18 protein-coding genes are annotated in these 18,677 nt (G+C 51.1%); 8 read left to right on the top strand and 10 right to left on the bottom strand.

The window, feature by feature from the left end:
- The first annotated feature begins 139 nt into the window (after window positions 1-139).
- Complete coding sequence (locus tag JNJ77_01850) at window positions 140-1,420, top strand: glucose-1-phosphate adenylyltransferase (GenBank protein MBL8821302.1); 1,281 nt, start codon at window positions 140-142, stop codon at window positions 1,418-1,420.
- A complete protein-coding gene (locus JNJ77_01855) occupies window positions 1,404-2,321 on the top strand; it encodes a hypothetical protein (GenBank protein MBL8821303.1) in 918 nt (305 codons plus the stop codon). Before JNJ77_01850 ends, JNJ77_01855 begins: the two co-directional genes overlap by 17 nt.
- Here the strand turns inward: JNJ77_01855 and JNJ77_01860 are convergent, their stop codons facing one another.
- Complete coding sequence (locus tag JNJ77_01860; GenBank protein ID MBL8821304.1) at window positions 2,322-2,720, bottom strand: CoA-binding protein; 399 nt, start codon at window positions 2,718-2,720, stop codon at window positions 2,322-2,324. It abuts the gene before it with no gap.
- A gap of 70 nt (window positions 2,721-2,790) precedes the next feature.
- On the opposite strand from JNJ77_01860, the gene JNJ77_01865 reads away from it, so the two are divergent.
- Complete coding sequence (locus JNJ77_01865; GenBank protein ID MBL8821305.1) at window positions 2,791-4,059, top strand: hypothetical protein; 1,269 nt, start codon at window positions 2,791-2,793, stop codon at window positions 4,057-4,059.
- A gap of 9 nt (window positions 4,060-4,068) precedes the next feature.
- Here JNJ77_01865 and JNJ77_01870 read toward each other — a convergent pair whose 3' ends face one another.
- Window positions 4,069-4,890 (bottom strand): purine-nucleoside phosphorylase, encoded by an 822-nt coding sequence (locus JNJ77_01870; protein ID MBL8821306.1) that lies wholly within the window; start codon window positions 4,888-4,890, stop codon window positions 4,069-4,071.
- Window positions 4,891-5,035: 145 nt separating this feature from the next.
- Here JNJ77_01870 and JNJ77_01875 point away from each other — a divergent pair, with 145 nt between their 5' ends.
- Window positions 5,036-6,025 carry a 50S ribosome-binding GTPase gene (locus tag JNJ77_01875; protein ID MBL8821307.1) on the top strand — a complete coding sequence of 330 codons (990 nt, stop codon included), beginning with the start codon at window positions 5,036-5,038 and terminating at the stop codon, window positions 6,023-6,025.
- A 6-nt stretch (window positions 6,026-6,031) separates the two neighbouring features.
- Here the strand turns inward: JNJ77_01875 and JNJ77_01880 are convergent, their stop codons facing one another.
- Window positions 6,032-6,454 (bottom strand): DUF1761 domain-containing protein, encoded by a 423-nt coding sequence (locus JNJ77_01880; GenBank protein MBL8821308.1) that lies wholly within the window; start codon window positions 6,452-6,454, stop codon window positions 6,032-6,034.
- 102 nt (window positions 6,455-6,556) lie between these two features.
- Between JNJ77_01880 and JNJ77_01885 the strand changes: the two genes are divergently transcribed.
- Entirely contained in the window at window positions 6,557-7,492 is a 936-nt protein-coding gene (locus tag JNJ77_01885) for a proline racemase family protein (GenBank protein MBL8821309.1), read from the top strand.
- Here the strand turns inward: JNJ77_01885 and JNJ77_01890 are convergent, their stop codons facing one another.
- Window positions 7,493-9,574: a TolC family protein gene (locus tag JNJ77_01890; protein MBL8821310.1), complete on the bottom strand. Its 2,082-nt coding sequence runs from the start codon at window positions 9,572-9,574 to the stop codon at window positions 7,493-7,495.
- A 280-nt stretch (window positions 9,575-9,854) separates the two neighbouring features.
- Here JNJ77_01890 and JNJ77_01895 point away from each other — a divergent pair, with 280 nt between their 5' ends.
- Entirely contained in the window at window positions 9,855-10,703 is an 849-nt protein-coding gene (locus JNJ77_01895) for an NAD(+)/NADH kinase (GenBank protein MBL8821311.1), read from the top strand.
- Between the two features lie 8 nt (window positions 10,704-10,711).
- Window positions 10,712-11,653, top strand: a complete 942-nt coding sequence (gene rsmH, locus JNJ77_01900) for a 16S rRNA (cytosine(1402)-N(4))-methyltransferase RsmH (GenBank protein ID MBL8821312.1) — start codon at window positions 10,712-10,714, stop codon at window positions 11,651-11,653.
- Here the strand turns inward: rsmH and JNJ77_01905 are convergent, their stop codons facing one another.
- The 6 genes from JNJ77_01905 to JNJ77_01930 form a co-directional block, all read right to left on the bottom strand.
- The gene (locus JNJ77_01905; protein MBL8821313.1) at window positions 11,654-12,277 is read right to left on the bottom strand and encodes a DNA-3-methyladenine glycosylase 2 family protein; all 624 of its coding nucleotides are present in this window, start codon (window positions 12,275-12,277) and stop codon (window positions 11,654-11,656) included.
- 9 nt (window positions 12,278-12,286) lie between these two features.
- Window positions 12,287-12,583, bottom strand: a complete 297-nt coding sequence (locus JNJ77_01910) for a hypothetical protein (GenBank protein MBL8821314.1) — start codon at window positions 12,581-12,583, stop codon at window positions 12,287-12,289.
- A gap of 43 nt (window positions 12,584-12,626) precedes the next feature.
- Entirely contained in the window at window positions 12,627-14,480 is a 1,854-nt protein-coding gene (locus tag JNJ77_01915; GenBank protein MBL8821315.1) for a hypothetical protein, read from the bottom strand.
- 53 nt (window positions 14,481-14,533) lie between these two features.
- On the bottom strand, window positions 14,534-15,328 hold the full coding sequence (locus JNJ77_01920; GenBank protein ID MBL8821316.1) for a GNAT family N-acetyltransferase: 795 nt from the start codon (window positions 15,326-15,328) through the stop codon (window positions 14,534-14,536).
- Between the two features lie 213 nt (window positions 15,329-15,541).
- On the bottom strand, window positions 15,542-16,549 hold the full coding sequence (locus JNJ77_01925) for a hypothetical protein (protein ID MBL8821317.1): 1,008 nt from the start codon (window positions 16,547-16,549) through the stop codon (window positions 15,542-15,544).
- Window positions 16,542-17,429 carry an AAA family ATPase gene (locus JNJ77_01930; protein ID MBL8821318.1) on the bottom strand — a complete coding sequence of 296 codons (888 nt, stop codon included), beginning with the start codon at window positions 17,427-17,429 and terminating at the stop codon, window positions 16,542-16,544. Before JNJ77_01930 ends, JNJ77_01925 begins: the two co-directional genes overlap by 8 nt.
- A gap of 190 nt (window positions 17,430-17,619) precedes the next feature.
- On the opposite strand from JNJ77_01930, the gene folD reads away from it, so the two are divergent.
- A complete protein-coding gene (gene folD / locus JNJ77_01935) occupies window positions 17,620-18,480 on the top strand; it encodes a bifunctional methylenetetrahydrofolate dehydrogenase/methenyltetrahydrofolate cyclohydrolase FolD (protein ID MBL8821319.1) in 861 nt (286 codons plus the stop codon).
- Window positions 18,481-18,677: the final 197 nt, after the last annotated feature.

Genomic DNA, 18,677 nt, shown 5'->3' on the forward strand with positions numbered 1-18,677 from the left:
AGCCCGCAAAAGTAACTATGCGGTGAATGGGCACGGTTAGCGTGAGTACACGCAAACCGTGGCACCCGACCCGCATGACTTCTTAAGTGTAGGCACACACGCATGGTACACTCTCTGCTAGTAACAAGGCATGCAGTTTATGAAAGATGTGATCAGCTTGATTCTGGGTGGAGGACAGGGCACCAGGCTCTATCCTCTTACGAAATATCGCAGTAAACCCGCGGTACCCATCGGGGGCAAATACCGCCTGATCGACATTCCCATCAGCAACTGCCTGAACTCTGGTCTCAATCGTATTTACGTGTTAACGCAATTTCTCTCGGCAAGTCTTCATCAACATATCACACGCAGTTATAACTTTGATGTGTTTGGCGGTGGCTTTGTCGAAATCCTGGCTGCCCAGCAGACCATGGATTCCACCAGTTGGTATGAAGGCACCGCTGATGCGATTCGCCGTAATTTGCAATACATCGATCAGCCTGGCACTCGAGAAGCATTGATCCTTTCAGGTGATCAGCTTTATCGCATGGAATATGAAAAGCTGATTGAAACGCATCGGAAAAACAATGCTGACATAACCATTGCCGTTATCCCCGTAGAGCGAAGTGCTGCTTCAGCATTAGGCATTATGAAACTGGCAGAGGATGGTCGCGTAACAGCATTTGTGGAAAAACCGAAAACCGATGAACTGCTCGATCAGCATCGCACGCCAGCTTCATCTATTGAACGGAACGGCATTGCAGCTAAGGGCCGTGAATACCTGGCCAGCATGGGTATTTACCTCTTCAAGAAAGAAGTTTTGATCGATCATCTGCGTGATCCCTTGAACACCGACTTCGGCAAACATGTCATCCCCAACAGTATTAAAGAACGGAAAGTACAAGGCTTTCTTTTCGATGGTTACTGGGAAGATGTCGGCACCATAGCCGCCTATTTTGATGCGAGCCTTCTGCTTACGCACGATAAGCCGCCATTTTATTTTCAAAGCGAAGATGGCCCGATTTTCACCAGGCGTCGGTTTCTACCTGCTTCCAAGGTCATGTCTGCCACCATCAGTCGGGCATTGCTGAGCGATGGCTGCCTGATTCAGGAAGGTGCTGTGGTGGAACACTCCATCATCGGTGTGCGCAGCATCATTGGCAAAAAGGCTGTTGTAAAAGACTGTATCATCATTGGGGCAGACCGTTACGAGTCGGACGAAGAGAGATCTAAAGTAACGCCACATTTCCCGCATATCGGTATCGGCGACGGTTCCCATGTGGAACGCGCCATTGTCGATAAGAATGTGCGCATCGGCAAAAATGTCCGCATCCTCAACGAGAAAAAACTGCAGGACTGTGATGCACCGCTTTACTGCATTCGCGATGGTATCGTTGTCATTGCCAAGGATACTGTGATTCCAGATGGCACTATTATCTGATGACCGACGTTACTCACATTACAAGGCCTGTTCGATGTATCACTCAATCAGTTCAATCACGCTACTGTTTCTGCTGAATGGCATAACTTATGCCGACACGTTTGACCGCTATACCAATTCAGTATTATCCAAGGCAGTTGAATCATCGCAGGTGGTGGCTGTCGAGAAACTGTTACCATCCCAGGTGGTCAAGCACAATACGCTCTTTCAGGAAACGGGTGGCGCACTGCTGATTGTCAAAACCAACCAAGGACATCTCGCCAAGGTGCTCGTGCAGTTTGCCCGCCAGCGCAATCAGCAGGAAACAGTGCCCATGGCACTTTTGGAACGCGCTACTTCCTATAAGCTTGGACAGGAGCGGGCGATACAGGCCTTCTCCGCTACGGTGCATCTCTACGATGGATTTCAATACAGTTTCGATCTGGGACAAGTGGTGCCGACAGCAATTGGCGGGGACGTGCGCTACCGTCATACAGTCGAAGGCATATACCTCGAAGCAGTAGGAAAAGCTCGATTGTACCTGGTAACGAAGCATCCGCCGGGAGTTGAGGAACAGAAAACAGCCAGGAAGTCAGCAGCGGGAACCGCATTCGACTCAGCATCCATATCAGGTAGATACAAACTTTATGATGATGGCAGACGCACGGCCGAACTAGTACTTTCCATCGCAGAAGATGGTACCGTTACAGGCACCTATACTTCTGAACAATCAGGGAGGGGGTATGAAATCAGTGGGAAGGTGCATCCTACCGTGAAGCATCAACTGAACTTTACTGTCAAGTTTCCGAACACTACCCAGGAGTTCACCGGTTTTGCCTTCACCAAACAGGCCGATGTGATTTGTGGCACTACCCGCATGCAGGGGCAAGAATTTGGTTTCTATGCACTGCGGGAAAAGTAATTACATCAACCGTTCATGCTCTTTCAGAATGCAGCGATCCATGACCACCAGCAGACCTGCATCACTGGCCTGGTCAGCAGCGTCCTGGTGAATTACTCCCTCCTGCATCCAGACTGATTTCGCGCCAATGGCGATGGCATCATCAACAATAGATGGTACAGCATCTGATTTTCTGAAGACGTCTACCATATCTACTGGTTCCGGGATATCGCGAAGCGTGGGATAGCATCGTTCTCCAAGCACCGAAGTAAGTGTCGGGTTAACCGGGATGATGCGATAACCCTGCGCTTTCATGTAAGCAGCCACGTGATGGCTGGCACGGTGTGGCTTGTCGGACATGCCGACCACTGCAATCGTTCTCGTATTCTGCAGCAGTTGTTTGGTGTCAGAATCATTCATGGCAGATTTTCCCGGAATTTGATAATCTCATTCTATACTTTTGTAGCAATGCCATCGAAGGTTGCTTCACGTGCGACTCATTACCTGCCTGTATGGGCATCAGATTGAAATTCTTCCTGACCAGATGGGGCGTCGTATTGCCTGCCCAGCCTGTCAATTATTGATCGTTGTTTCTCCGCCTCGACCAGGCGAACCTCTGGTTCCGAAATATGAAGTCTATTGCGAAAACGGACACATTTTGCGGGTGAAAGCCCGATATATCGGAACTCAGATAAAGTGTCCTCAGTGTAATGGTCATGCCTGGGTGACAACGGACCGATTGCAGCGTTACCAGGTCACGCCGTCTACTGCCGTTGCTCGAGTTCAACCCATTGTCGCAGCCCCATTACCAGAACCGGTTATTCCTGTCGTAGAAGTACCGACCATTACTGCTGAACCAATTCCGACTGCACTTGCGGATGATATTCCGGTTGCTCAACTGGATCATTCAGTTCATGAACAGCATGCTAACGACGATGAAGTCAGCGATGAACTTGTGCTGCATAAATCTGAACGTCGCAACCTGTCGATGGTTAACCAGGGACTGACACTATTCAGCTTCAGTGTATGGGGCTACTGTGGCGTCAAAATGATAGGTGCTATACTCGGCTTTGTTATTCTGCTGCTTTCGCAGACTATTCCAGCCCCCACGTTCAATCAGGAGACTCGACAACTGGAAGGTACCGGCATGCTGAGCTTCGTTGGTGGCATGTCTGATATCGTCACATGGGTGTATAAGGTCTGTATGGTGCTGAACACCATGCTTTTTTTTGCAGCACTCTTTCTGCTGATGTTCACGCCGTGGATCATGATTGCTCCAGTCTGGTTTCTTCTGAGTCTGCTCGGAATTGCCGGCTATGCAGGCTATCAGCTCTATCTATCCATTCAGGCAAAATCACTCATTCTGAGTTCGGGTGTCATATTTTCGTCACCACAGCAACGTCTTGGAAGATTACTTGGTGAAGGTTCAACAGAATGGTGGCAAAAAGCTCTCTGGGAATTATTGTTCTTTGCCATCTGGTTTTTCGTTATCCTTGGCTGCTGGCAACTGGGCAAGTTCTGTCGCAAGCCGCAACTTCGGCAATCACTGATCATTTTGATGCTGATCGGCTTGGGTGCCTGGGCGCTGTTGTACATTCTGCCATTAACTGGCCTTTTCGATCCACACGGGACAGCCAGCATGTGGGTGGCAGCCATCGTCAATGTGATGCTGGTCATTGGCTTGGGACTGTTGATGATTTTTCAGCATCACAGCCTCATCGGCCAGGTGCAATATATGCTCAGCAGACAGCGGAAGTGAAGATTATCGCTAGAGCGATTCAATCACTTTCTGAACCAGCGTTCGCAGCTTCACTTCCGCATGCCTGGCTGTTTCCAGAATTTCCGGTAAAGCCACTGGTTGCAATGCATCAGGCAGACACATATCTGTGACTATGGAAATGCCCAGCACGCGAATGCCTGCATGTCGGCAGACAATCACTTCGGGGACTGTAGACATACCCACCACATCAGCCCCGATGCCTCGCAGAAAGCGATACTCGGCGCGGGTTTCCAGGTTTGGACCCGTGACTGCCACGTAAACGCCTTTCTGGAACGGTATGCGTTCGTTTCTGCAGATGGTTTCAGCCAGCTTCAACAGTTCCCGATCATAGGCATCACACATATCGGGAAAGCGTGGCCCCAGCCGATCATCATTCTTGCCGATGAGGGGATTATCGCCCAGCAGATTGATCTGATCTTCAATCAGCATCAGATCGCCCTTGGTAAATTGTGGGTTCATACCGCCACAGGCATTGCTGACGATCAGAATTTCGACACCCAGCGCTTTCATGACACGAACCGGGAAGGTCACCTGCTGCAGGCTGTATCCTTCGTACTGATGGAAGCGGCCAGCCATGGCTACTACTTCTTTGCCTGCGATCTTGCCACAAAGTAGTTTGCCTGCATGCGATTCAACGGTGGATACCGGAAAATGAGGCAACTCACGATAGGGAATGGTAACATCGGTCTGAATATCTGCTTCCAGGCCGCCGAGTCCTGTGCCAAGGATGACGCCGATTTTAGGTTGCCCCTTCCAGCGTGATCGAATGACCTGGGCTGCTTCCTGAATCTGTTCGTAAAGGCCGTTCATGAGTGTACCTGCAATAAGGTGATGCCTCTTTTTTATGAAGGAGGTGGCCTGGTTCGAAGGATATTCCTGGATGGACTGGTGCTTTGCTTCAAACAACAAGGCCATAAACTGACTGTGCCGACAATCGCGTCATCAGGATGAGCCAATGCCAGCGAATCTGACTCCACAGTACAACATGGCTGAAGAGGAATACAAGAAAGCCAAAACCAGCGATGAAAAGCTGGTGCTGCTGAAGAAGATGTTTCAACTGCTGCCTAAGCACAAGGGGACGGAGAAGATTCAAAAAGATCTAAAGACCAAAATGTCGGTTCTGCGGGAAGAGATCGAAAAGAAAAAAGCAACGCCAGCCAAAACCCATACCATTGCGAAAATTCCACGACAGGGTGCCGGCCAGATAGTCATTCTGGGTGCCCCGAATGTTGGTAAAAGCAGCATCATCACCCAGGTAACCAAAGCTACTTCGCCAGTTGCTCCGTATCCGTTCACCACTCGCGAGCCTTATCCAGGCATGATGGAAACGGAGGAGGTGCGAATTCAATTAATCGATTTGCCACCCATTACTAAAGATCATCTCGAAAGCTGGCAGGCCAACATGATCCGCAATGCCGACGCAGCCATCCTGGTGATTGATCTGGGTGATGACGATGGTTTGACTGCAACTCAGGAAGTGCTGGATCGATTGGCTGACGCTCATATCAAACTGGCGTTCAGCGACGAGGTAGATGCTGACCCTGAATTTGATTGGACTCGTTGCATGGTGGTTGGCAATAAGATGGATTTGCCCGATGCAGACTTCCGACGCGAACTCTATGCCGATCTAGTAGGTGGCAACACGCAATGGACCTGTATCTCGTGCACCACAGGTGCTGGGGTGGAAGAATTCAAGAAAGCAGTATTTCAGAGATTGCAACTGCTCCGTGTTTACAGCAAGCAGCCCGGCAAGCCACTGGTCAAGAAAGATCCATTCACTGTGCCCGATGGCAGCACGATCATCGATCTCGCAGAATCCATCCACCAGGATTTAGCCAAGACATTCAAGCATGCCCGCATCTGGGGCACAGGCGTGATCGATGGTCAGACCGTCAGCCGGGATCATGAACTGCATGATCTTGATGTGGTGGAGATACACGCGTGAGTTGTGCTATTTCCAGAGCGTCAGGACAATCGCAGATAGAATAAGAAAGCAGAACTGAAACAATCCATCGATGAAATAGATTTCAATACGTTTCTTACTCGTGATGTAATCAGTCATGGCAACTGCCTGCAAGATGCCCCAGACGACGACAGCAACTGCAACACCATCGAGCCAGTGTTCCGCCTTAATCCAGTAGAGCAGAAAAGCCAGCATGGTTGCCATCAGCCAGTAGGCCAGCAGCATGGTGCCAAAGAAAATGTGTGGCGGACGCTGCCTTTGCATTTCCTTGACCTGCTCCGGCGTGTAGCCATGATAGCGCAGCCACATTTTGCCGAATAGCGCGCTATACCAGACTGCTCCGAGAAAGAATGCAACCAGCCCGGCAACAATCACAGCCAGCAAGTTGACTGGTGGTAACTCCAGCGTCATGTCAGATTTCTCCGTATGCTATTCCTTGCATAGTGGTACCATGCTGTCTGCAGTGAAGCAAGCAATAACAGTTCGAAACCACATAATTACAGGGCGCATGTCATGATCTCGCTGGAATATGTTGATTCTCATACTGGTGGCGAACCAACCCGCATCATCATTGGCGGTGCACCGGTCTTGCCTGGAAAGAATGTCGCAGAACAACGTCTTGCTCTTCGAGATCAATACGATTGGATTCGATCTGCGTCGGTCAATGAACCACGAGGTTCCAATGTACTGGTGGGCGCCTTACTGTTACCCGCCTTGGAGAATCATCATGCAGCGGGGATCATCTTCTTCAACAATGTCAGTGTGTTGAACATGTGTGGTCACGGCACCATTGGTCTGCTGGCAACGCTGAAATACCTTGACCGCATTAAGCCAGGTCGACACGGCATCGAAACCTGCGTGGGTACGGTGGAAGCCATCCTGCACAATTCGAACCGTGTTACCGTTCGCAATGTTCCCAGCTATCGTTTCCGAAAAGACGTAGCGATTGATGTTTCAGGCTATGGGAGAGTCGTGGGCGATATTGCCTGGGGAGGAAACTGGTTCTTCCTGGTTCATCAGCACAAGGAACAACTGGAGCTCAAGCATGCAGAAAAATTGCTCCACGTTACCTGGCAGATTCGTCTGGCTCTTGAAGCAGCGGGCATCACAGGTAAAGACGGCGGAGAGATCGATCACATAGAACTGTTTGGCCCCAGTTCGCAAGCCGACAGTAAGAACTTTGTACTCTGTCCAGGCAGGGCCTACGATCGATCTCCCTGTGGAACGGGTACCAGTGCGAAGCTGGCCTGTCTGGCTGCAGATGGGAAATTGAAACCGGGACAGGTTTGGAAACAGGAAAGCATTATTGGCAGTGTATTTGAAGGCACCTACGAGCTGGAGGGCGATTGCATCATCCCCAGCATCACCGGTGAAGCATTTATCACCGGCCGAGGTGTTTTGCTGCTGGACGACAAAGATCCCTATCGTGACGGGATCGTTGCTCGTTAGTTACTTCTTTTCCGGCAAAGGTGGCAACTCCTGAATATCAGTGAGTATCGGCAGATCATCAGTTGGTTTTACCGGTAATGCCCCCAGGTCTTTTACTGCCTCATTCATCGTTTTCGCAGAAACCGGTTTGTTCTCAGGCAGATTGGGTGTGATCATGCCACCCGTTTTTTCGAACAGTGGACCAGAGCCTGATTCCACGATCACTGCAGCTCCCATTCGCTGCCGGATATGCTCGCTGGCTCTTGCCTGCACACACTCTGGAAGTGGACCATCCATGATCTTGACATTATTGTGAGCCAGGATGGAACCCTTGACCGCTTCAAAGCTGGCCAGTGCAATGTTGTAATTGGCAATAGCACTATGCTCCTGACGCAGCGCTTCCGCCAGATCACGCTGCGATTCCAGCAGGAAGTTGATCGTTTCCTTACCCGCTTTGTAAGCCTGGTAACGGAGTTTTACCACTTCAGCAGCAGCTTTACGCTGGCCCACTGCTACTTCGATCACGCGGTGGAATTCGATCAGTTGCCTGATGATCTGTGTCAATTCAAAGATCACCCTCGTTTCATTTTCTTCCAGTGCAATGGCTCGCTGCATGAGTTGGAATTTCGCACGCTGTACTTCACTGTGCTCGTTGCGGAAGCCTAGTTGCATGGTGTAAGATAAGCCTACGCTCCAGTTCTGGAACTGGTTACGCAGCATGGGGTTAAAGGCATTAGAAGCGTCTCCACCATCCAGCCTGTTTCCCAGTCCCTGTACGTCATAATTGGCAAAGGCCCGCAAGTCAGGCAGCAGTCCGTTTTCAGTTCGCAATACTTCAAAATGGCTGCGTTGAATTTCCAACCTGCTTTGTTTCAGGTCAGGCCGTTCGGAGAGCGCTTCCTGTATGGCTGCTGATGAATCGGGTCGGAAAGGCGCTTCGGTCGGAGTGTCTGCCGGTATCAGACGGGTGCCATCTTCCGCGGGCAGGCCAACCAGGTAGCGCAATCTTCGTTCAGCTTCGAGGATACCACCCAACGCTTGCACATACTGACTTTGAAAACTGCGGTACTGTGTTTCAACCGTTTTCAGTTCCAGTAGTGTTGCACTGCCTGCCTTGTACTTGGCGTTGGCGATGTTCCATGATTCCAGGGCCTGTCGCAATGCGATTTCCCGGCTGTACTTGATCCAGAATGCTTCTTCCAGTCGCCAGTAGGCTTCTTCCACAACATAACAGAGATTCATGACCCGGCGTTCAAAGTCGATGACTGACTGTTCAGTATTGATACGGCTAAGCAGAATGCCTGGTACACGACCGCCTGTTGGAACCTGTGCACGCACACTGCCAGGATGAGAATCGAGCAGTTCGTTGATCCCAACACCAGCATTACGCAACAATGGTTGTTCAACACTTAATGAAGTTACAGGCTGATAGGATGGATTGACACGAGCATTCAGATTGGAATATTCATAATCCATATTGAATGAAATGCCTGCCAGTCCACCGGTTGGCAGGGGTTTCAGCAAGGCATTTTGAAAGGATGCAGTGTCCTGGGCAATGGCAGTCACGCCGGCAAACGCTCCCTGGAATGATGCCAGAGCTGTACCAATAGGCCGATCAACCTTGTTCCAGGTCATTCCGCTGCGGAAGAATGCATCGAACTTGGCTAGCGCCTGTTCGATATCGATTGCACGAATGGCAGGATCATAGGCAAAGACTCTGATCGCATCCGACTGACTTACCTGACCACCTTGCGGGCCGGAGAATAGTGGCAAGCCACCCTGACTGAAGTTGCGGAAGTTTTCACCGGTTCGACCACGTTCCAATGCGATCGCGATGCACTCGGCCAGGGTAATGTCACGAGCTTTGGCATCAGGTGAAAGAATAGTACGAATATCACCTTTTTCAGGTGAACGAAGCATATCTGCAGGTTCTTCACACGCAGGGCCGGTTACGCCGCATAAGGCCTGCTTATTGAGGTTCTTGTAATCAGCCTCGGTCATGAAATGATGTTGGGTGCAACCCAACGCACCACAGACCAGGAGTGTACTGCCCAATGCAGCCAGTCTGGTCGCCAACCACCGCCACCGATCCAAGCGACGCATGATGTTTCCCCTCTCCCCTGCGCTGAAGTCGTCACGACTTCAGGACAGACCCACCCCCGGGTACTGACAGAGTCCGCCATACCGTATATCGGCAAAGATTGCAATAATCCCTATGAAAATAAGTAAACCTTGCCGGTTGTAATGAATTCAGGGGCATTGGGAAAGATAGATGAACCACATTGCATGCATTTGGGTAAAGTTCACAAATCAGGGAAGCTGTACATTGCATTGATTCGCTGTATTCCATCGTTCTCTGTGCATTTCGCAGTAGATTAACAGCATGATGAAACTGATTATTTTTGGTTATTTCAACAAGCCCGAAGTGCGTTCCGAACTGGATCGGCTGCGGCCTTTACTTCAGACGCAGCAAATCCTCAAGGAAATTGATCTCGCCGAGCCTGACCAGCGCGATCATTCACCAGCGGATCTGGCACTGGTGCTGGGTGGCGATGGAACGATATTGCGTGCGGCTCAATATATGGGCTATCAGCAGATGCCTACGTTAGGAATCAATCTGGGAAAGCTCGGTTTTCTTGCCGATGTCAAACAGCAGGAAGCCAGCAAGGTATTATCCCATCTTTTTTCGCACGGGTTTGCCATTACGGAACATCTGATGATTGAATGTACCGTTACCGGCGGTGGTGCCAGACACAAGATGCTGGGTTTGAATGAAATGGTTATCCATGCTGATCCACCACTTCATCTGATCCACATTGACCTCTCAATCGATCAGGAAACGGTGGCTACCTTCAGTGGCGATGGGCTGATTGTCAGCACACCCATCGGCTCAACGGGGCATAATCTTTCCGCCGGTGGGCCAATCATGCGACAGGAGCTGGCTGCCTTTGTCATCACTCCCATTTGTGCCCATGCACTAACTTATCGACCGCTGGTTGACAGTGCTGATCGAGTGTTGGGCATCGCATTGCACCCCGGTTCAAACCCGGCAGTGATCAGCATTGATGGGCAAATACAGTTGCCTGTAACTTCAGAACATCGAGTAGTGATCAGGCAGGCACCCGTGAAGTTTCGTCGTGTCAGAGTTCCTGAACGGAGTTACTACAGCACGTTGCGTGAAAAGCTCTATTGGGCTGTGCAGCCTCACGAAAAAATAGAACGAACCAACTGAGCATTCTCATGCGTCGCAGTACGCCACAAGGCGAACATATTCCGGTCTTGCTCGAAGATGTGTTGACTGTTCTTCAGCCTCAACCGGGTGAAATCGTCTTCGATGGAACAATCGGGTATGCTGGCCATGCAAGTGAGTTGCTGCATGAGGTTGGTCCTCAGGGCAGGCTGATCGGTACCGACTTCGATCCAGTTAATCTGCAGAATGCCCGTTTACGACTTGAGCAAGAAGGTTCGACATTCCATCTCGAACACGGAAACTATGCTTCTATTCAAACGATCTTAGGCAAGCTTGGGATAGACGGCGTAGACATGCTGCTGGTAGACCTCGGAATGTCCAGCATGCAGGTCGATGATCCAGCACGAGGCTTTTCCTACGTTCGTGAAGGTCCGCTCGATATGAGGATGGACCCGACACGGGGCAAAACAGCAGCTGACCTGCTCATGACACTCTCGGAACAGGAATTGACCGAGGCTCTGGAGACCATTGGCGACGAACCTAACGCAGCCGTTATTGCCAAGGCCATTGTCACGCACAGGCAGACTGAAATATTCAGTACCACGGTAGAGCTCAGTCGGCTTATTGGCCATGCTGTTGGTCAGCCTGTCGACCGTGAGCAGGGGCGCAAACTTCGCAAAGGTAAAAAACAATGGGAGATCCATCCTGCAGCTCGCACCTTTCAGGTGTTGCGTATTCTGGTTAATCGCGAACTGGCCAACCTGGAACATCTGCTGAGAATACTTCCTGAAGTCTTGAAGCCGGGTGGAAGGGCTGCCATCATCAGTTTTCACAGTGGCGAAGATCGGCGCGTCAAACGTGCGTTTAAGGAGGGATTTGCAGCGGGATGGTATACAGCCATTGCCGACGAGCCTGTTCGTCCTCGCTTTGATGAACAGCGACGCAACCCCCGCTCGCGATCAGCGAAATTGCGTTGGGCTATCAAGGCATAATTATTCGGGCAATTTCAAACTTTGCCAGAGATACCAACTTGCTACCGTGCGATAGGGTGCATAGACTTCACCACGGCTAAGCATGTACTTCTTATCAGGCATGTCCTTCAGTCTATCGAGTCTTTTGACCGCTGCTCGCAGACCTAAATCATCAATAGGCCAGACATCAGGCCGTACCAGTCCAAACATCAGGAACATTTCAGCTGTCCAGCGACCTATTCCTCGTACTTCGACCAGATGTTCAATGATGTCATGGTTTTCCAGTTTGGTAAAGCTTTTGAGTGGCAAAACTCCCTCCAGGGTTCGACGTGCCAGATCATGCATGGCCTGGGCCTTAGTGGTTGAAAGGCCCACCTTTTTCAATTCCTCAATGGTGATTCGCAGCATCCCCGCTGGCTCAACTTTTCCTGGCTTCAGGCGATCTCTCAGCCTTTGCTGAATAGTAGCTGCAGCCTTAAGCGATAACATCTGGCTGACTATGGAGTTGACCAGAATGGGGAAATAATCTCGGGGCGGTGTAGGTCGAGGCTGGAACTCACCTACCTGCTGAATGATTTTCTTCAGAGATCTGTCTCGTTGAAGGGTCCGTAATGCATCGGGCAAATAATGTACGATTGGCGGCATGGCTGCTTTCTACGAATTGCCATCGGGAAGAAGTTGGCGATTGCCAAACACAATCTTCCACGGCTTGATCTGCCACTGGCGGAAGATGCCGTGTTGATGAAAAGGATCATTCTTGATCAATTGCTGAACTGCTGGCTCATTGTCAGCCTGGTAAATGATCAACGCTCCAGAATCATCCAGCAATGGGCCGGATGCCATCAACGATCCTTGCTCAAGCAGCTTCTGCAGATATTGTCGATGTTCTGGTCGTACGGAACTGATCAGTGCAGGGTCATTTTTGTATTCGTATAGAACTGCGAACAGCATGGAAATCTCGCGAACGTGAACGATATTCCATAGTGCTAAGTGCTTACCATTCAATCGTCAAGCGTTCCATCGGTTCGGTCAGACGAATTCTCAGCATGGGAACACCATCGAAGGGCTGAGGCCACGTTTCCACCCGGGCTTTGGAATTCAGCACACGCATGGGGGTATGATGATGCAGGCTTACTATGACCTGTCCATTGACAGGTTGTAACTGCGTGAAAGTGATTCTGCGAGGATCATGAAAGGAAATGCGAGCCTGGCCCTCACGGATATAGCTGCTAGTCCGCTCCAGGCGGATCAGTTTACCACGCTGTGGCAAGTCACAGACTACGACAGAGCCTGGCAATGACATCCATCGCTGTAATGCGGTACTGTTGAATGTAGCAACCCATCCTATGTTCCAGTCGCGGGCGAAAGCGTCCAGATCGGACATGCTCCATTGATCCATGGGTTTGCCCAGAAACATTCCGTTCACCATGCGTACCTGTAGCGGCTCGATCAAGACTGATTCGGCACGCCCCAGTCCACCCACTAGCGAACGCTCAGCATAACCCGCCACCAGGGGTGACCATGTCGCATTCTCTCGTGTCTCTTCCCAGAGGATGCGTGCATCCGAGGTGGTGTGTACCTTCAACTGTTCCACCGTTTGAGCAAGATCAGCAGTCGGCTCAAGTTTCAAATGCCCCAGAGTGTCAAATTGTGCCAGTCCACGAATTAACTCCTCGCGAAACAGGAAAACCGCCGTACCGGCAAGTACTGTCATCACGATCAGGCTTTGCTGGTAACCACCCAGAATTTTGCTGAGATAATCCATCATTGTGGCTAACAGTTTGCCAACAGGTATGGTCGCCAGCCAGACGGCACACCACCACCAGCCGTGTACCTTATCAAGATGCAGCGATTGAATTTCCTGGGGCAGTAGTGCTGCAGCTGTGGTGAGAACAATGCCAAAGCTCCATACCAATGCAGATCGGCCGCCAATACCGGGCTGGAGTGTTTTTGTTCCAAGGAAGCCAATCACCAGGAGCAAGCCGGGCCAGAGCATCAGTTGCAGGTTGGCCTTGATGTTGAAAAATTCCTCCAGGCTGTTGCTGAATATGAGTTCACGATCTGCCAGCATCCACCAGGTATGCCAGCAATCCCAGATCCATAAGCTGTTCACAACAAGGGCCGCCAGGAATGCCAATATCAATCCCACAAAACGATGCCAGCGCAGCCTACCAGCTAGCAGCCCAAGGAAGAGAATGAAACAGATTGCCAGCAACAGCAAGATCGCGGGCCAGAAATAGATGGCAACGGCCGTAGTGCCAAACAAACCGGGAAGTGTCCACCAGCGGGGGCGGGCATACATGCGAACCATTTGAGCCAGGGCCAGCCCCATGGTTGCAGTGCCTATGATGACATCAAGTTCGCCTTGCCGTAATAGTTGCACGCCCCATGGGCTCCAGGCGCAGCCAAGAAATAAGAGCAAAGCGCCAGAGATGGCGCCGCTCCCCAGATTACTCACCCGGCACATGATCCAGAGTGACCAGGGAAGGCTGATCCACATGACCAGCAGCAAAACCTTATACGTTGCCAGCGGGAATTCGGGGTTCAACAGATGGGCAATGATAGCAAGCCTGCATTCACTCGTGTTCCATGGTGAAATGGTCAGCCCAGCCTGATAGTGATAATCATACGTGCTGGCAGTAGGGCCTTCTTCATGAATGGTCCTCGCCACCTGACTGCCATAGTAGATGAGGCGGGAGTGTTGCCCTTCAACCAATGGCACTTCTTGCAGCAGCAGATCGAGATTACCGCTGAAGAATTCCCAAGTCAGCACGGCATGGACAACGACCAGGCTGAGTGCCAGGGTTCGCAGAAGCCAGTAACAGTGCTGGGTTGGTGTCCGTACCATAACGGCCTATGGTACTCTTTCGATGAAAACGTGCAAAGATCAGTCGTCAGTAGCTAATCTCGTCGTCCCAGGTAACGTGTGCGGAAACTCGGGGTCAGATGTTCCAGGTCAAGCAACGTCAGGAAATCAATCGTCTTGAAATCACGATCAATGGCAGGTTCGCCACAGATATAAGCCCCGATCATCAGATACATGCGGAGCAGCTTGGGTGGGTCAGGAAGTTCTTCCGGCAATGGCGCGGTGAGCAATGGCAGTCGATAGGTTTCTGTGGGTAGTGTTTGCAGCCATTCTGGAGCAAGGTGTTGCTGGAGACGGGCATAGGTTGACCAGCCTTCCAGTGCGTCTTGCGAGGTAAGTGAGGAGCAACCGATCAGGTATCGCGCACCAACTTCCTGGGCAAACCGGGAAATGCCGTGCCATAGCAGGTTGATGACATCGTAACTGCGAAAATCCTGATGCACACACGCACGACCCAATTCGATGACTTCATCCCTAATTGATTCGTAAGGCGTAAAATCAAACTCCAGTTCGCTGTAATATCCTTTGCAGAGCAGGGCGGTTCGGCCGGATTGCATGCGGTAAGTTCCCACAATGCGTGATGAGGGAAAATGCTCAACAATCAGGTGTTCACACACTGCATCAAACGGATCAATGTCTTCGCCGGTGGAGTAGGCTGAATCGAGCCCTTCCTTCAGTTCCAGATTGAAAACCTCAAAGCGAAGTCGATAGGCAGCACGCCGTTCTGCCTCGCTGGTTGCCAGTCGCAGCACATAATCGCGGTGGCGAATATGGATCTCTGGCAATACGTGCGAACGTCGATTCAGCAGGTATTTGTCTAATGTGTTCATGACTTCGTGCCATGGCCCAGAAATGAACGATGTACTTCATCGTTACCATCCATGTGGGATATGTATAGAGTCCCGTTCCACATCGACTTTGTCAAGCCATGTTGAGCATACGGCACGAAACTTTCCGCATTCGTTCACTGGAGCTTGTTACGTTGTTCATCAAAAAAACACGGAAGACAACTTGCATGAATATGCTGTGAAGAGATCTGCTGATTATGCATCGAGTTGAATGGAACCCAGAACTGGTTTGCCTAGTTCGTTCAACGTTTTGATGACAGCTTCCTGTTGTGCCAGAGGCTGCCCTGTTGCAGGGAGCACGATGCAGGTGGAATCCGTTGTTTCAGCAAGTACCAGACCCAGTGGCGAATGAGGAAACGACGGCCCCAGCAGCAGAATGTGCCGATAGTGTTTGGTCAACTCATGCAAAACAGAATGGGTTCTGCTAGCCCACGATTGCGTGTTGGACCAGGCGAGTCGTTTGCCCGGGCCGACCAGGTCGAGCCAGTTTTTCCCCGTCTGCTGGAGTGCTTCACCCAGTGAGGAACCAGTCATCAGTTCTTCCCAGCCGGGCGCATGTGTCAGACCGAAATAGCAGGCAAGATCATCGCCCGGTGTACTGCGTGCTGCATCGATCAGTACCAGCGGATGGCGCGTGATATCTGCCCACGCACAACCGAGGTTGACCACGAGTTCTGATACCGACTGTTGCTGCAAAGGCAGCAGTGTCAATGATCGGCCTTGAATCTGGGTGAGTTCCTGGATCAGTTGTTCAGCCAGTGAACGGTATTCACGGGAAAGCAAAGCTTCCGGCTGATGCACTACCACCACTTCGTCTGCAATGTGCCGCAATGAAACTGGCGCTGCAGGCTCAGCTATTGAAAAGTTCAGTTTCGGATGTGGCTCAGACAGCAATCTTGCTTCATAGACGGTTTTCCTGGCTGGTGGTACTGGTTCTTGTATGACCGGAGCAACTGTCGTGGCTCGGAGATGAACCGGCTGACGCGGTTCATCGTCATTCGGCACTTCATAAAACGGCATGACGACGTGGTCTTCGACTTGTGACAGTTCATGCTCGGTGGACAGAACCTGCAGCCTGGGCGACGTCCCGGCAAGCGGTACAGCAGGCATGGTTGTACCACGTTGTTTCATGCTGTCGTAGAGCTTGCCCATGTGCGTTCCTGTTTTGGCTTCCAGCAGCCTGCGTTGTGTTGTGTTATGCACTTTCTTTCAAAGTGCCGCGAGCAGGCATGGGAACCAGCATGGTCTCCTCCTGCTCTTGTTGAGCCGTGGTCACTCCGGTAGAACTGGCGGCTTCCCATACTGCTTCAGCATCGACTTGCGCTTGCTCTCCATTTTCCGCCAGACGCAGTGCATGCCGGGCTAACCGGTTCATATGCAGCAAAACTCCCTGTCCCATTTCGGCAATCATGTTCCAGGCTTCTTCAGAAAACTGTGTTGCAGGATTACCTCCTGCCCGCTTCCATTGTTCCTGAAGAAAAGTTGCCGCTTCTTCAAGTTCAAGTGGCTTGAGCATGGAACAGCAGCCAATCCAGTGAAACAAACCCATCTCGCTGGCTTGTCTCACTTTCTCCAGCAGTAGTTCAGTTCCCACCAGGAGCAACTGCACGCCGGGATGTCCGAGCGGTGTAGTCGTCTCAATCAGTGGGCGAAGCTCTTCGAGCATGGTAACCGGTACGTGCTGTGCTTCATCGACAATCAGTAGTGTCGATTTTTCTTCTCCGATACAGGGGAGTAGATATTCCATCAGATTCATGCGCAGTTCAACAGTGCTGCGGATGGCAAAAGGCAAGCCGCAGTCGGCTAACAACATCTGGAACAGCGCCTGACTGTCCATCACGGGTGCACATGCAGCCCAGGCAGTATGTAAGCCTCGATTTTCATACTGAGCAGTAAGCTGATGTGCGAGCAGTGTCTTGCCTACGCCATGCTGACCAGTCAGCAAAGCAACGCGTTCACCATCCAGAAGTGATGTCGTGATATTCTGCAAGGCAACTGCCTGTCCGGGCAACAAAGCGACTGAGCCAGTCGTCAAGGCGATGCGGAAGGGGTTTTCGCGTAAGCCCCAATATGCCAGGTCCATTCGCATTGCCTCGTGACGAAAAGGCGAAACTGATTCAGGTTCGCCTAAGCTACATCGAACCACACGCTGGCCACACTTTAACCCTTCACATAAGACGTAACATCAGAGCCAAAATAAGTTTGCAACGACACAAGTGGAAGGAATTGCGCAGAATAGAGTGTCATCATCAACCACGGAATTGGGGTAAGATATGTCAGTTCGCATCATTGACGGAAAGCAAATTGCTAAGAGAGTTCGCACTGAAGTTGCACAGGAAGCTGCCAAGTTTGCTGCTTCCTCTGGAAGGCAGCCCGGGCTGGCAGCGGTGCTAGTTGGTGATGATCCGGCCAGCCATGTTTATGTTACCAGCAAACGCAAGGCTTGTGGTGAAGCAGGCTTGAACAGTTGGCTGCATGCACTGCCTGCCACTACAACCACTTCACAATTGCTTGATTTGATCCATCAACTGAATGCTGACCCTGCGGTTGACGGCATTCTGGTGCAGTTGCCTTTGCCTAAGCAGATTGATGAATTCGCCATCTTAAGTGCGGTCGATCCTGTCAAAGATGTTGATGGCTTTGGCCCGGTCAATTGCGGGTTACTGGCAATGAACCGGCCTCGCCATGTTTCATGTACACCCTTGGGAATCTGGCAACTTCTGATACGGGAAAGAATATCCCTGACAGGCCAGCACGTAGTCATACTCGGCCGAAGTGGCACGGTCGGTAAACCGCTGGCGTTACTGCTCATGCAGAAGCATCCTGATGCCAATGCAACGGTGACAGTGTGTCACAGTCAGTCGAGGAATGTTGCAGAGATCTGCAAAGAAGCAGACGTTGTCGTAGCTGCAATTGGCAAGGCAGGGTACGTCACAAGGAATATGGTTAAACCGGGTGCGGTGGTGATTGATGTAGGAATCAATCGTCTTCCCAACGGAAAACTTGTCGGTGATGTAGCTTACGAAGAGGTGAGTGAAATCGCATCTGCCATCACACCAGTTCCCGGCGGCGTGGGGCCTATGACCATTGCCATGCTGCTGCATAACACGGTCAAGGCTGCACAGATGCGATAATGAAGTCTGGCAGCAAAACTAAGATAGTCGTGAACTGGCACGGTTAACGTGAGTACACGCAGAGGCCGTCCGGTAATTCAGAGTGCATCGAGGATCCATTGTATTTGCCCGTTGTTGTTTCCGCAGCGGTGGTTATGTCGCAGCAGAAGTTGATAGTTGGCGATGGCAGCGAGTAGTTGTGTTTGGTTGTTGCCCAG

Source organism: Planctomycetia bacterium (assembly GCA_016795155.1).
Lineage (GTDB): Bacteria > Planctomycetota > Planctomycetia > Gemmatales > HRBIN36 > JAEUIE01.

Excerpts from the sequence above, each read along its gene's own strand:
- JNJ77_01930 (MBL8821318.1), bottom strand. The coding sequence starts at position 17,429 with ATGGACCTGGCATATTGGGGCTTACGCGAAAACCCCTTCCGCATCGCC.
- JNJ77_01880 (MBL8821308.1), bottom strand. The coding sequence starts at position 6,454 with ATGACGCTGGAGTTACCACCAGTCAACTTGCTGGCTGTGATTGTTGCC.
- rsmH (MBL8821312.1), top strand. The coding sequence starts at position 10,712 with ATGCGTCGCAGTACGCCACAAGGCGAACATATTCCGGTCTTGCTCGAA.
- JNJ77_01870 (MBL8821306.1), bottom strand. The coding sequence starts at position 4,890 with ATGAACGGCCTTTACGAACAGATTCAGGAAGCAGCCCAGGTCATTCGA.
- JNJ77_01875 (MBL8821307.1), top strand. The coding sequence starts at position 5,036 with ATGCCAGCGAATCTGACTCCACAGTACAACATGGCTGAAGAGGAATAC.
- JNJ77_01905 (MBL8821313.1), bottom strand. The coding sequence starts at position 12,277 with ATGCCGCCAATCGTACATTATTTGCCCGATGCATTACGGACCCTTCAA.
- JNJ77_01920 (MBL8821316.1), bottom strand. The coding sequence starts at position 15,328 with ATGAACACATTAGACAAATACCTGCTGAATCGACGTTCGCACGTATTG.
- JNJ77_01850 (MBL8821302.1), top strand. The coding sequence starts at position 140 with ATGAAAGATGTGATCAGCTTGATTCTGGGTGGAGGACAGGGCACCAGG.
- JNJ77_01915 (MBL8821315.1), bottom strand. The coding sequence starts at position 14,480 with ATGGTACGGACACCAACCCAGCACTGTTACTGGCTTCTGCGAACCCTG.
- JNJ77_01885 (MBL8821309.1), top strand. The coding sequence starts at position 6,557 with ATGATCTCGCTGGAATATGTTGATTCTCATACTGGTGGCGAACCAACC.
- JNJ77_01895 (MBL8821311.1), top strand. The coding sequence starts at position 9,855 with ATGATGAAACTGATTATTTTTGGTTATTTCAACAAGCCCGAAGTGCGT.
- JNJ77_01890 (MBL8821310.1), bottom strand. The coding sequence starts at position 9,574 with ATGCGTCGCTTGGATCGGTGGCGGTGGTTGGCGACCAGACTGGCTGCA.
- JNJ77_01860 (MBL8821304.1), bottom strand. The coding sequence starts at position 2,720 with ATGAATGATTCTGACACCAAACAACTGCTGCAGAATACGAGAACGATT.
- folD (MBL8821319.1), top strand. The coding sequence starts at position 17,620 with ATGTCAGTTCGCATCATTGACGGAAAGCAAATTGCTAAGAGAGTTCGC.
- JNJ77_01855 (MBL8821303.1), top strand. The coding sequence starts at position 1,404 with ATGGCACTATTATCTGATGACCGACGTTACTCACATTACAAGGCCTGT.
- JNJ77_01910 (MBL8821314.1), bottom strand. The coding sequence starts at position 12,583 with ATGCTGTTCGCAGTTCTATACGAATACAAAAATGACCCTGCACTGATC.